This window comes from Neorhizobium sp. T25_27 (assembly GCF_002968565.1).
GTDB lineage: Bacteria > Pseudomonadota > Alphaproteobacteria > Rhizobiales > Rhizobiaceae > Neorhizobium > Neorhizobium tomejilense.
The window spans coordinates 30,679-43,827 of the sequence record NZ_PVBJ01000018.1; the positions used below are offsets into that span (position 1 = coordinate 30,679).

Genomic DNA, 13,149 nt, shown 5'->3' on the forward strand with positions numbered 1-13,149 from the left:
TTGTACTGCGAACTATGGGGTACTATAAATTATTAGGTCAGTCCGCCGGCAATCCTTTATGCAATCGGAGCTGAGAACATCGGCTGTAGCCTGGGTGTTGTTTGAGCCCGATGGCCTCCGCAGCACCCCAACGGAACCGATGCCGAGCTTGGGGGGCTTTTCCGGAAAGGTAGCAGCAGATAGGGAGGTGGCAGACTGCAGAGGGCGCAGGCGACGACGATACCAGCCGTCCTCAAGAACTTTACAATGCGACGGCATCGAGTGAGGCTTTGAACGCTTGCTGAGCCATACGAGCGAAGGAAAAGAAGTGAAGTGAAGAAGGTGGCTATCGTCCAGTCCAACTACATCCCGTGGAAGGGCTATTTTGACATGATCGCCGCGGTGGATGAGTTCATACTCTACGACGACATGCAGTTCACTAAGAATGACTGGCGAAATCGCAACCAAGTCAAAACTCCGCAGGGAGTTCAGTGGCTAACGATCCCGGTCGGGCAAAATATAAACAGGCGTATTCGTGATGTAACTACTGATGCCAAATGGCAGCCGGTGCATTGGAAGACATTGGTCCAAAACTATCGTCGTGCTGCACACTTCAAGGAAATTGCCGTGTGGCTTGAACCGTTATATCTTGGTTCCACCTTCGCCAATCTTTCGCAAATTAACCGGGCCTTCATAGAGGCCATTTGCGAGTACCTTTCGATTCGAACCATAATTTCCAATTCTTGGGACTATAACCTCGGGGACGGGAAAACCGAACGGCTCGCGGACCTATGTGCCCAAGCTGGTGGTACCGAATATATCTCTGGTCCTGCAGCAAAAGACTATATTGACGAGGGAATCTTCCGGGAGCGCAATATTGAGTTAGTCTGGTTTGATTACGGCGGGTATCCGGAATACCAGCAACTCTGGGGCGAATTCACCCATGGTGTCACTATTCTTGACCTGTTGTTCCATTGCGGACCGGAGGCGGGGCGAATGATGAAATGGGTGCGTTCTTGAAGCTATCTATCGTAAGTACTATGTATCGATCAGCACAATATCTGGAAGCATTCGTCAGCCGAAGTACGGCCGCCGTTAAGTCTCTTACAGATGACTATGAAATTGTATTCGTCAATGACGGTTCGCCAGACGATTCTCTACAGGTCGCGCTTTCTCTGCAAGAGAGAAACTCGAAAATCCGCATAATTGATCTCTCTCGTAATTTTGGGCACCATGCTGCTATTGTCGCGGGTTTGGAGAAGTCGACGGGAGATTTGGTCCTCCTAATGGATTGCGACTTGGAAGAGCAGCCCGAGTGGCTTTCCCGCTTTCACGACGAACTTCAACGCTCCAATTTGGATGTTGTCTACGGTGTTCAGGAACGGCGGGTATCGACAGCAAGCGCCAATCTCTTGGGGGGGATATTCTGGAAGGCTATAAACTTCATGTCGAGCGTGAGAATACCGCATAATCCGATGACGTGCCGGTTGATGACGCGCGACTATGTCAACGCCCTGCTTACGGTGGAAGACCGCGTCCTGTATCTTGCGGGTGTGTTTTCCTGGGCTGGCTTTCAGCAAAAAGGCATTCCCCTTGTGAAGTCTCCTCGTCCTAAAGGGCATGCTTCAACCTATAGTGTTGGCAAGCGTCTTCTGCAGGTTACGGAATCCTTCTCGTCATTCAGTATTGCACCGCTTTTTATGGTGTTCATTACGGGTGTACTTACCTGGGTCGCGTCCATTATCTACGCAACCTACATAATTGGGGTGAAGCTGATTTGGCCCGAACACGTGGTTGGTGGTTTTGCATCACTTATGCTTTCTGTCTGGTTCTTTAGCGGCCTTATTATTCTTTCGATCGGAATCGTTGGACTATATTTGGCAAAGGTTTTTCAAGAGGTGAAGAGAAGGCCGCTTTTTATTGTCAAAAAGACGTATGAAGGAGAAAGCCATGTCACTCGATAGCCATCTGCCTGCCTATAAGTCCGATTTTGCCTATCAGTTCGATAATGAGATTATATTGAACTGGTACCCGAGGCGGATTATGGCGCTTACGGAACCAAGCAATGATGTGTTGGAGCTTGGCATTGGCCACGGCTATAGCTGCAACCATTTTTCTGAATATTTTGAGAGTTATACGGTTATTGATGGCTCCGAGTCGGTTATCTCAAATTTCAGAGAGGTATTCCCCTCGTCAAAGGCTGAGATAGTTGAAGGTTTCTTCGAGGATTTCTCTTCTGAAAGAAAATTTGATATCATTATTATGGGATTTGTGCTTGAGCACGTGGCCCAACCGGCCGATATTTTACGGAAATACCGCGAACTGTTGGTCCCAGGTGGAAGATGTTTTGTCTCTGTTCCGAACGCGGAGTCGCTGCACCGAAGATTTGGCGCTGCGGCTGGGCTTCTCGACAACGTTCTTGCTTTGGGAGAGGGCGACTTAGTGCTGGGGCATCGGCGGTACTATACGGTCGACTCTTTGACTACCGAATTGGAAGAGGCGGGATATAGCATCCTGCGAAAGGAAGGCATATTTCTCAAGCCTATTACAACAAAGCAGATGATCTCGCTGGAACTCGGCAGGGATATAATCGATGGAATGTGCAAAGTAGCTGTCGACTATCCAGAACTCTCGGCTGGCCTTTTATTTGAGGCCGCGAGCGCCAGATGAGAGTGCTGATAGTGGGTAGCTCCTCAATGATTGGCCGGAATATCGGTGAGCTACTCTCACAGGAGCACTCGGTTTTCTATGCCGGTCGAAAGAATGCAGATTTTTTCTTGGATCTAGAGCGTCAGGACGATGATTTTGCCGCCGGGCAGCAGTTCGAAGTCGTGATCCATTGTGCTGCGGATTTCGGGGGGGAAGGGGAGGACGACTTTTTTCGGTCCGAGATTGTCAATGCGGTCGGCAGTTTAACAGTTGCGAGTATTTCACGGAAGGTCGGTGCCAGCCACTTGGTGCTATTGTCATCCTCTTCTGCGTACTACTCTCCAGGACATCCCTTTTTTAACGTCTATGCGCTGTCTAAAAGGCACGGAGATGAGCTGGTTTCTCTCTATTGTCAAAAATTCGGGCTCGCTCTGACGGTTTTGCGTCCCACTCAGGTGTATGGGCCGACTGATGATTACCGCGTTCATCAGCCATTGTTCTATCATATCATCGGCCAAGCCGTGCAGGGGAAGGACGTTGTGCTGTACGGTGGCAATGATGCCGTGAGAAATTATCTGCACGTCGATGATCTGGCTGACGTTGTTAAACGGGTTTTGCAGAAACGGGTGGTGGGAACTTTTCCGGTTTCCTCTCATCGGGATTGGGCTTTAAGTGAGGTCGCCAAGACCGCTTTTGATGTCTTTGGAACGCAAGGAAAGATTGTATTCGATACAACAAAAGCTGATATCTCCAGCCTTCCAGCGCCAGACAGCGCGTCCTTCTATAACGAAATCGGCATGATGGAGATCGTCGATTTGCACCAAGGAATTGAAGGAATAAAAATAGCGAGGAGCGCGCGATGACTACCGTTCTAGTGACTGGGGTCGGCGCAATCATCGGTTACGGCATTCTGCGATCACTGAGAATGGCTCGACCTGATGTGAAATTGGTGGGGATCGACATCCATTCCGACGCCGTTGGTCAGCGATGGGCAGATCAATTTTTCCAGGTTCCCCTCACGGCTGACCCAGTCTATCTGGAAGTTTTGAGCCGCATCATAACGGATGCAGGGGTCGATCTCATTATGCCGGGGATTGAACAGGATACGCATTTTTTCTCGGATAAGCGATCTTTCATCGAGAAGATGGGGGTAGCTATTTGCCTGAATAGAAGAAGGCTCATTGATCTTTCCCGTGACAAGTGGCTCATGTATGAAGAGCTTCAGGCTGTATCTCCAGCGATCAATATTCCGACCTATCGCAGCAGTGATTTTGACTTCCTTGAAAGTACTCTCGGTCTGCCCTTTATAGTCAAGCCTCGCAGAAGCTATGCATCCAAAGGGTTGGTGAAAGTCAAGGACCGCGGGGGATTTCAGAGTCTGGCCGCAGCGATGGGCGAATCTCTCATCGCCCAGCCGATAATCGGTACAGACGATGAAGAGTATACGGTTGCGGTTTTTGGAGACGGTGAAGGCGCGTACCTTGCCCATATAATTTTGCAGAGACGTCTCGCTATGGATGGATCGACCGCGAAGGCCATCGTCCGGACTGATATTTCTTTGCAGGAAACTCTTCGGCCTATATTCGCTCATTTTCGGCCTGTGGGGCCAACCAATTTGCAATTTCGGCGCGTCAATGCGGATTGGAAGCTGCTTGAAATCAATCCGCGGGTGTCAAGTGCGACTTCGATAAGGGCTGCTTTCGGATATAACGAATCTGAAATGGCGCTTGAGTTTTTCCTTTATGGAAATCCGATAACTCAGCCAAAAATCCAGCGCGGCACCGCTGCGCGATATATAGAGGATAGCATCGTTTATGATCGGGATAATTTCTGATATCCACGGCAATTATCCGGCTTTGCTTGCGGTGTTGAACGAGTTGGACAAGCTCGGCGTAAAAACACTGGTTTGTCTTGGGGACGTAGCAGGATATTATTCGCAGATAAATGAATGCTGTGAGCTACTGCAAAATTCCCATGCCCAGATGCTCATGGGGAATCATGACTGGTATCTAACCAGCGGCGAGGGGTGCCCTCGTTCGGATAGCGCAAACCGTTGCCTGGATTATCAACGGACGACTATTACCGATGCAAATCTGCAGTGGTTGTGTCGGCACAAATCCGAGGCAATGATCCAGGGTATCAGCTTCGTTCACGGAGGCTGGAAAGATCCGCTCGATGAATATATGAAACCGTCTCCAGGTTATTTCAAAGACATCCCGGGTACGCTCTTCTCGTCGGGACATACTCACATCCCCATGCTATGGGAGGAAGATGGCAAGAGGTACTGCAACCCAGGGGCGGTGGGGCAGCCAAGAGATGGTGATCCCCGCGCGTCGTTTGCTATTTTCCATGAGAGCCGCTTTTCAATCCATAGGGTGCCGTATGATTTTCAACGGACACAAGAGGCAATGAAGGCGGCGGGATTCTCGGCGTATTTCTATGAAAATTTGGCTATTGGCACTCGGCTGGGAGGAATGGTTGGTTGAGCGGCATACCGACTTCGGGCCTAATCCTCCGGTGACTACACTCGTCGAGATAAAGCGTCTTTATACGCCATTTATACGTTATGCGCTCGTTGGCATATTGATGAACTCACTGGGATATTTTCTGTATTTTTGTGCGACGCAATTGAGGATCGAACCCAAAACTGCAATGACGCTCATCTATGTCGTTGGCGTCGGACTAAATTTTATTCTGAGTAGAAGATGGGTATTCGGACACAAAGGCAAGTGGGGGGCTACTTTTGGCGGTTACGTACTTGTCTACCTATCGGGATATATAATGAATTATAGCATCTTGTGGTTCCTCGTGGATCGGATCGGCTGGAGTCATTTGTTTGTGCAAGCTCTATCGATAGTCGTCGTCGCAGTTTTCCTTTTCGTCTCACTCCGATTTTTTGTATTTCGTCACCGCGATGGCGCAGGGGTTCAGCAGCGATGATGATTTGTTTGAAATGCGCCAGCCCTTTGGCCGAATCTGCTTGCAATCGGTGTGGCTGGACTGCCGAAAATATCGAAGGTTTTGAAGCTTTCGCACCCGAATATGCTCAAGGGGGAGGTGGTTTCGAAGCATCTTATTTTAAGCAGCTAGCTGAATTAGAGGGAGCAAACTTCTGGTTCCAGTCCCGCAACGATCTCATCCAATGGGCTTTGAGCAAGTACCACCCCGATTTCCGATCCTTACTCGAAATTGGCTGTGGAACGGGTTTTGTACTTTCCGGCGTCACCGAGAAATATCCTGAAGCTGAGATTTTCGGAAGCGAGATATTTATCGAGGGTCTGCGATTTGCTTCTCAGAGATTGCCTAATGCACGGCTGATGCAAATGGATGCGCGGGCAATCCCATTCGCGGAGGAATTTGATGCCATCGGCGCATTTGATGTTCTTGAGCACATCGAGGAAGATGAAACCGTCCTGCAGGAAATGCACGCCGCGCTGAAGCCCAAAGGGACGCTGCTGGTGACTGTTCCGCAACATCCATGGCTGTGGAGTCCCCTTGACGACTACGCTCACCATTGCCGTCGGTACACGGCCAGCGAATTGAGCAGGAAGGTTACTGCTGCGGGCTTCACAGTCCTTCGCGACACCTCATTCGTTTCGCTGCTGCTACCGGCGATGCTCGCTTCGCGTTTGCTAAGCCGAAATAAATCGGTTGACGAAATCGACGTTCGAAGCGAGATGCAACTTCCAAGCCTACTCAATAGTGCTTTCAGATGGATATTGCGTGCGGAAAGCGCTCTCATCCGAACTGGTTTGGATTTCCCTTTGGGTGGTTCGCGACTGCTCGTCGCCAGAAAGACGTGAGACTGATGTTGTCCCTTCCATTTGTCGAGTGGAAGGCATCCATCTAACGGACACCGATCGCGGCGACGCTATCGGAGTGGGGAGACATGAATGAAAGCGATTGTTCTTGCTGGCGGCGCGGGGTCGCGCCTGTATCCTCTGACGCAAGTCTCCAGTAAGCAGCTCCAGGCTGTTTTCGACAAGCCTATGATCTATTACCCTCTGACCGTTCTGATTGCGTCAGGGGTCAGAGAATTCTGCCTCATTGCGACACCGCATGACTTGCCTCGGTATCAGAATTTGCTTGGGGATGGCAGCCAGTGGGGAGTGGCAATCCAGTATCGCGAGCAGCCGAGACCCGAAGGGATTGCACAGGCATTTTTGATTGCGGCGAATTTTGTGGGTTCCGATGATGTGATCCTGATGCTGGGGGACAATATCTTTTCCGGTGGGGACGACTTCCCCCGGGCAGTCTCCAGCTTTACGGGTGGTGCAACAATCTTCGCTTACCATGTCAAGGATCCCGAGCGCTACGGCGTGGTGGAGTTCGACCGGTACGGAAAGGCGATCTCAATTGAAGAGAAGCCCCAGCATCCCAAAAGCAGCTACGCCGTCCCTGGTGTGTATGTCTACGATAACAGCGTGCTGGACATTGCGAAGGCGGTAAAACCATCCATCCGCGGCGAGCTGGAAATAACGGACATCAATCTGGAATACCTGAGGCTCGGCAAGCTGCAGGTGCGGCGCTTGAGCCGCGGTTTTGCCTGGCTTGACGCCGGAACCAGTACCGCGCTGCACGAGGCTTCCTCCTACATCGAAGCAATCGAGCGACGGCAAGGCGTAAAAATCGGCTGTCCGGAAGAGGCGGCGCTGGTGAGAGGGTTCCTCAGCATTACGCAGTTTGAAACCTTGATCGAGCGCATGCCGGCATGCGAGTACAGCGACTATCTGCGCGGCGTCGCCGACGAGTGGCACAGGCTTCAAGAGGATATGCAGTGAGCGAAAGAATCGAGTTCAACCGGCCGTTCATGACCGGTAAGGAGCTATATTATATTGCGGAAGCGAAGTTCGGCAACATGCTCGCTGGTGACGGTCCTTTCACGAAGCGTTGCCACGAGTGGCTGAAAAACAAAAGCGGATGCGTCAAACCCCTGCTGACGCACTCATGCACCGCCGCGCTGGAGATGGCGGCTTTGCTTCTCGACATCGAGCCTGGTGACGAGATCATCATGCCTTCGTACACGTTCGTTTCGACCGCCAACGCGTTCGTGCTGCGCGGCGGTGTTCCGGTATTCGTCGATATCCGGGAAGACACTTTGAACCTGGACGAACGCCTGATCGAGTCGGCTATCACCTCGCGCACTCGCGCCATCGCCCCGGTTCATTATGCGGGTGTCGCCTGCGAGATGGACACCATCATGAGCATTGCCAAACGCCATGGCCTCAAGGTCGTGGAAGATGCGGCGCAGGGCGTGATGGCAGCCTATAAAGGCCGAGCACTGGGCAGCATTGGCGATCTCGGGGCCTACAGCTTTCACGAAACCAAGAATGTAATTTCAGGGGAAGGCGGAGCCCTGCTGGTAAACGACCCAGCCCTGGCGCTACGCGCCGAAATCATCCGCGAGAAAGGCACGGACCGTGGTCGGTTTTTCCGGGGAGAGGTCGATAAATACACTTGGCAGGAGGTGGGTTCTTCGTTCTTGCCGGGCGAGTTGATCGCGGCTTTCCTATTTGCTCAGCTTGAAGAAGCCGAGCGCATCACCAATCATCGCTTGGGCATCTGGCAACATTATCACGCGCTTCTTGAGCCGCTCGAGGCCAAAGGATTGCTTCGCAGGCCCATCGTCCCGGACGAATGCCAGCACAATGCCCACATGTATTACGTTTTGCTGGCACCGGAGATCGATCGTCAGAAGGTACTTAGCGAGCTGAAGAGGAGCGATATCTTCTCGGTCTTCCACTATGTGCCCCTGCACTCTTCGCCCGCCGGAAAACGGTATGGCCGCGCGCAGGGCGACTTGCAGGTGACCAACATCCAGTCGGAAAGGCTGGTGCGTCTGCCCTTGTGGGTTGATCTGACTGCTGAGCAGCAGGAACACGTTGTCAGGGTTTTGAAAGATGCCATCGGCTGACCCATCAATTGCATCGACGGGAATGAAAATTCTGGTAACGGGCGGGGCCGGTTTTATCGGGTCGGCAGTTATCCGTCACATCATCCAGAATACCGGCGACTCCATCGTCAACGTCGACAAGCTGACCTATGCCGGAAACCTCGAAAATCTGCGCGAGGTTGAGACCTCTGACCGCTACACGTTCTCACGGGTCGATATCTGCAATCGTGGCGAGCTGGAACGGATATTTGCTCAGCACCGGCCCGACGCTGTCATGCATCTTGCGGCAGAGAGCCATGTTGATCGATCCATCGACGGTCCCGCGGCCTTTATCGAGACCAACATTCTTGGCACCTACACCCTGCTCGAGGTAAGTCGAGCTTATTGGCAGGGACTGGACGCAGAGCATCGCCAGGCCTTCCGATTCCATCACATCTCTACCGACGAAGTTTACGGCGACCTGCCTCATCCGGCCGATACCTGTGATGCCCATCACCACCTCTTTACCGAAAACACCGGCTATGCCCCCAGCAGCCCATACTCGGCGAGCAAGGCCAGTTCCGATCATCTGGTTCGCGCCTGGATGCGAACATATGGCCTGCCGGTACTGGTGACCAACTGCTCCAACAATTATGGCCCCTACCACTTCCCGGAGAAGTTGATCCCCTTGGTGATCCTAAACGCCTTGGAGGGGAAGCCGCTGCCGGTCTATGGATCTGGCGATCAGATACGTGACTGGCTTTACGTCGAGGACCACGCGCGTGCGCTTCACAAGGTCGTCAGCGAAGGCCAAGTTGGGTCGACCTACAATATTGGTGGCCACAATGAAAAACAGAATCTGGAGGTTGTCAGTATTATCTGCGATGTCCTGCAACAGCTGGCTCCTCCCGGTGTCGGCCATCCTGTCAAAGAATACAGGTCGCTCATCACCCACGTGCAGGACCGGCCTGGACACGATCGCCGATATGCCATCGACGCGGGCAAGATCAAACAAGAGTTGGGTTGGCAACCTACCGAGACTTTCGAGACGGGCATTCAGAAGACTGTTCGGTGGTATCTGGATAACTTGGACTGGTGCCGTCACGTACAGGACGGCAGCTATCAACGTGAACGACTGGGGCAGGTCAGGCAGGTTTGATAGCCGATGCTATCGGGCTGACTTCGAGCTAGGTGGGGCGGCTCCCAGGAGCTGAGCTGGCGAAGCTCATCAAATTTGGCAGGCTATCCGAAGAAATTTCGAGCAGTCAGAATTGACGCATCAACGTTAATGCAGAAGAACGCACTTGATGCGTCAGCGTTAACGCAGTAGCATCGTGGTGCGTCGGCAAGCATCCTAACGCATGCAGCGTCAAAGGAGACTCCTATGCCTGTCATTACCGTTGCGAACCCCAAAGGTGGGGCCGGCAAGTCGACGACGACACTCGTGCTCGCAACCACACTGGCCCAGCAGGGCGCTAGCGTCGTTATCCTGGACTGCGACCCGAACAGGCCGATCGAGGGCTGGAGGCGGGGAGCCTCAAAGAATCCTGTCATCGTCGACGGTGGGGTCAACGAAAGCAGCATCACCGCCAAGCTCGACGAGTATCGCAAGAAATACCAGTTCGTGTTCGTTGATCTCGAGGGCACAGCCAGCCGGCTAATGTCGCGGGCGCTCGCCAGGGCACAGCTAGTCGTCATTCCCATTCAGGCCAGCCCGACCGACGCCGAGCTGGCAGCGCGAGCCATCCATCTCATTCAAGAGGAGGAGCAGGCTTTCGAGAAGACGATCCCCTACCGGATCCTGTTCACGAGGACGTCGCCGGCGATCGCCACCAAACTCGAAAAGCAGATTACCAGCCAGCTCGCGGCGGGAGATGTGCCTACGTTCCGCAATCATCTGTACGAACGGTCGGCGTACAAGGCGCTCTTCTTCCACCAGCTCGACCTGGTCGAGCTCGATCCATCCGAGGTGAACGGGCTGCCGGCGGCTAGGGACAATGCCCTGCGGCTCGCTGAGGAACTCGTCGATCTCGTCGCCAGCGTGAGGGCAGCAGCATGACCGGTAAGAACCTTGGCTTTGGCAAGCTTGCCGATATAAAACCGGACACTGAATCTGAACCTGGAATCTCAGATCGGAAGATCGATGAAATCGGCGAGCGCCACGGGTTCATCGCCCGCGAACCGGTCCAGAAGTTGAGCCGCCGGAAGCCGGCAGAGCCGTCGGCCAACCTCAATATCCGCCCGTCGATCACCACGTTCAATCGTTTTCTGCAATTTTGCGAGCGGAACCGGATGTCGTATCCCGAGGGGCTGAAGGAACTGATGGACAGGGCAGGGGTGTAATTGACGCATCAGCGTTAACGCACATGAACGCGTTGCGTTGGAAACGATCCTCCGAACCCGGCCACGGTCGTTGGCGGATAGAGATCCACGACCTGATTGATAGAAAAAACGATAGGCGCTGGTTCTCCAGGAGCGCAATCTTCGCGCCTATCGCGAAGCTTGTCATTGGATCCCATTGGCGGGCCAGATGAGGAAGCGTCGAAATTGAACTCGTTTGGCCAGCTCGATCGAAGCGGGTCGCCCCAGTTTCAGTTCGGCTTACGCCCCTTGCAGTCTTTCAAGGTGTTCCCTGCAGACATGGTCCACCCGTTCCAGCAATACGGCGGCCCGCTCTCCCAGCCATGAGAGGGCCTCTTCGCTGATTTCGTAATGCTTCGAGTAGCGCGCCTTCACATAGGCTTCGTTCAGCGTGTTGAACCAGGCGCGCTCGCGGTGCTGATCGCGCGGGAACGCCTCGGCCAGTCGCCGATCCTGTTCCTCGGCAAGCGAGCGCAGGAACTTGATGTTGTGGGAAGGCGGGCCATAGTTCGTCAGCGTCAGCAGAACGCAGGAATAGGCCTGCTCGAGCGACTGGTGTAACTCGAAAGCGGCATGTTCGTTATACCTACGCTCAATCGCCAAATAAGCCATGTCTAGGAAACGTGTAGCTGCCGTGAATCTCTGCTCAAAATGGTCGAGAGCTACCTTCAGCCGATCCACTGGCGACAGCGGTTGCGGCTCCGCCAGCGGCTCGTCATCCAGCTCATAAAGGACGATGCCTTCCTTGCGGATGTCGGAGAAGAAGTACTGCCCCTCTTTCAGGTAGGTGTTCACCTCGCGCCTGGAATGGACGATGAAGCTCACCGGCGTTTCGATCGACGTGTCGCGGATCAGCCGGTCGGCGGCCTTGTACCAGTAGTCGGCGAATTCGCAGAGCCTGCGGTCGTTGACGATGATCAGCAAATCGAAGTCGGAGCGATAGCCTTTCATGGTGAACGGCTCGTTGACCCATCCACCCTTGGCATAGGAGCCGAACAGGATGATCTTCAGGATCCGGCCGCGCTTCTTGAAGTCCGCCGTCCCCTGTTTCAGCGCATCCTCGAACTCCTCGTGCAGGATTTCCAGAGCCCTGCCGAGCTCTCGCTGTTTGCGCGGTGGCATATGATCGAGGGATGACTTCATCATGAACGGCGATGACCTCAGGAAGGACTGGGGCGACTCGTGCAATACGACTGGTTGCGTCGCTTGTTTCTACACACACCGCAGGGCGCGGGGAAGCAGGATCAGCAAGATCGCAGGACCGGCCCGTGCTGTCCGCTCTTCTGGTTTCAACGTATCGCCCGGTCGTGCGCAAGCGGCATGACTTCGTGGGAATTGATCAGGTCGTGGCAAGCCGCCGTTCGGATCGTTGATCGAGGCACCGGCCGAGCTGCTGCGTGATTCCAGCTTGAAGCGAAACTTGAGGAGGGACTCACCATACGAGATGCCGACCGGTATCCCCACTGCTTCGATTGGACAGTACGCAGATATCTTTTATACGTCCCGGTGATCAACAGGGCCAAGGTCATCAGCCCTCTTCTCGCGACGACATGGTGTGCGCTTTTGTCAATAATCTAGGTGTAAAACCGCGCGGCCGACCGTAGGCGCGCATCGCTTGATTCCGTAAACGCTCCAGAAGACTTCGATCTGGTGACCCTGGCTGCTGGCTCCGGTTTTGCGCTGCCGCGGTTTCGACGAAGCGGACGCCGCCTTCGCCAGAGTCAAAATCCCTCAACGCTCATGCCCTTCGAACCCGCTCGCACTGAACGCTGACGGTTGCGCCAGGAGCTGGAAACGCGCCGCAGGCGCCGCCCCGGCTGAGCGGGCGCACCGAGTTGCGAGCGACCCTGCGCGACGCCGTGCTACTCGGCGTACCGGGCGAACTCCACGGGCCGGCTAAACGGCTTGCCCGCACTGCTGCAACTCCTTGCGCTAGACGGAGCCGTCTGGAAAGCTCCTATCACCAGCGAGGGTGGTGTGAGTGGCGCGATAGCGGACTGCGCAATCAGATGATGAACGACGGCTTGTCGAACGAACCGGTTCAAATCGCCGTTGCTGGCGTGGTCGAGCGTCTTCAGCGAGTAACCCTCGTCGAGCGCTGACTGTCGTAGGCGGCCCGAGAGGGAAACCACATCATCTGCCAAGACGTTGGTTCGCTCCGAAATCCAGTCCTCCAGCCAATCGTCGATGATACGCATATTCTCACCTTCGAAAACTCACTCCTGCTCAACAACGCCATAATTCCTGGAGCGGTATTGGGTGCCGGCCCCGGCCCCTTCCTCCAGCCC

The 13,149-nt window shown here is 54.0% G+C and carries 15 protein-coding genes; 13 read left to right on the top strand and 2 right to left on the bottom strand.

Annotated features, from left to right (window positions below; genetic code table 11):
• The first annotated feature begins 312 nt into the window (after positions 1 to 312).
• From C5J24_RS30245 to C5J24_RS30305, 13 genes are all read left to right on the top strand, one after another.
• Positions 313 to 999 (top strand): WbqC family protein, encoded by a 687-nt coding sequence (locus C5J24_RS30245; protein ID WP_105423353.1) that lies wholly within the window; start codon positions 313 to 315, stop codon positions 997 to 999.
• Positions 984 to 1,943: a glycosyltransferase family 2 protein gene (locus tag C5J24_RS30250; RefSeq protein ID WP_105423355.1), complete on the top strand. Its 960-nt coding sequence runs from the start codon at positions 984 to 986 to the stop codon at positions 1,941 to 1,943. The genes C5J24_RS30245 and C5J24_RS30250 overlap by 16 nt, the downstream gene beginning before the upstream one ends.
• Positions 1,930 to 2,649 (top strand): class I SAM-dependent methyltransferase, encoded by a 720-nt coding sequence (locus tag C5J24_RS30255; protein WP_105423357.1) that lies wholly within the window; start codon positions 1,930 to 1,932, stop codon positions 2,647 to 2,649. The genes C5J24_RS30250 and C5J24_RS30255 overlap by 14 nt, the downstream gene beginning before the upstream one ends.
• On the top strand, positions 2,646 to 3,491 hold the full coding sequence (locus C5J24_RS30260) for an NAD(P)-dependent oxidoreductase (protein ID WP_105423359.1): 846 nt from the start codon (positions 2,646 to 2,648) through the stop codon (positions 3,489 to 3,491). The genes C5J24_RS30255 and C5J24_RS30260 overlap by 4 nt, the downstream gene beginning before the upstream one ends.
• Positions 3,488 to 4,462, top strand: a complete 975-nt coding sequence (locus tag C5J24_RS30265; RefSeq protein ID WP_105423361.1) for an ATP-grasp domain-containing protein — start codon at positions 3,488 to 3,490, stop codon at positions 4,460 to 4,462. Before C5J24_RS30260 ends, C5J24_RS30265 begins: the two co-directional genes overlap by 4 nt.
• Positions 4,443 to 5,114, top strand: a complete 672-nt coding sequence (locus tag C5J24_RS30270; RefSeq protein ID WP_105423363.1) for a metallophosphoesterase — start codon at positions 4,443 to 4,445, stop codon at positions 5,112 to 5,114. The genes C5J24_RS30265 and C5J24_RS30270 overlap by 20 nt, the downstream gene beginning before the upstream one ends.
• Entirely contained in the window at positions 5,068 to 5,568 is a 501-nt protein-coding gene (locus C5J24_RS32795; RefSeq protein WP_105423365.1) for a GtrA family protein, read from the top strand. Before C5J24_RS30270 ends, C5J24_RS32795 begins: the two co-directional genes overlap by 47 nt.
• Positions 5,565 to 6,431 carry a trans-aconitate 2-methyltransferase gene (locus C5J24_RS30280; protein ID WP_245446865.1) on the top strand — a complete coding sequence of 289 codons (867 nt, stop codon included), beginning with the start codon at positions 5,565 to 5,567 and terminating at the stop codon, positions 6,429 to 6,431. The genes C5J24_RS32795 and C5J24_RS30280 overlap by 4 nt, the downstream gene beginning before the upstream one ends.
• Positions 6,432 to 6,521: 90 nt before the next feature.
• Positions 6,522 to 7,409, top strand: a complete 888-nt coding sequence (rfbA, locus tag C5J24_RS30285) for a glucose-1-phosphate thymidylyltransferase RfbA (RefSeq protein ID WP_105423367.1) — start codon at positions 6,522 to 6,524, stop codon at positions 7,407 to 7,409.
• Positions 7,406 to 8,542: a dTDP-4-amino-4,6-dideoxygalactose transaminase gene (gene rffA, locus C5J24_RS30290; RefSeq protein WP_105423369.1), complete on the top strand. Its 1,137-nt coding sequence runs from the start codon at positions 7,406 to 7,408 to the stop codon at positions 8,540 to 8,542. The genes rfbA and rffA overlap by 4 nt, the downstream gene beginning before the upstream one ends.
• Before the next feature lie 22 nt (positions 8,543 to 8,564).
• Positions 8,565 to 9,659: a dTDP-glucose 4,6-dehydratase gene (gene rfbB, locus C5J24_RS30295; protein WP_105423371.1), complete on the top strand. Its 1,095-nt coding sequence runs from the start codon at positions 8,565 to 8,567 to the stop codon at positions 9,657 to 9,659.
• 225 nt (positions 9,660 to 9,884) lie between these two features.
• A complete protein-coding gene (locus C5J24_RS30300) occupies positions 9,885 to 10,559 on the top strand; it encodes an AAA family ATPase (RefSeq protein ID WP_046631704.1) in 675 nt (224 codons plus the stop codon).
• A complete protein-coding gene (locus C5J24_RS30305) occupies positions 10,556 to 10,843 on the top strand; it encodes a hypothetical protein (RefSeq protein ID WP_046612726.1) in 288 nt (95 codons plus the stop codon). Before C5J24_RS30300 ends, C5J24_RS30305 begins: the two co-directional genes overlap by 4 nt.
• Before the next feature lie 258 nt (positions 10,844 to 11,101).
• Here the strand turns inward: C5J24_RS30305 and C5J24_RS30310 are convergent, their stop codons facing one another.
• Complete coding sequence (locus C5J24_RS30310) at positions 11,102 to 12,007, bottom strand: nucleotidyltransferase and HEPN domain-containing protein (RefSeq protein WP_105423373.1); 906 nt, start codon at positions 12,005 to 12,007, stop codon at positions 11,102 to 11,104.
• Positions 12,008 to 12,723: 716 nt separating this feature from the next.
• Entirely contained in the window at positions 12,724 to 13,059 is a 336-nt protein-coding gene (locus C5J24_RS30315; RefSeq protein WP_105423375.1) for a hypothetical protein, read from the bottom strand.
• Between the last annotated feature and the right edge of the window lie 90 nt (positions 13,060 to 13,149).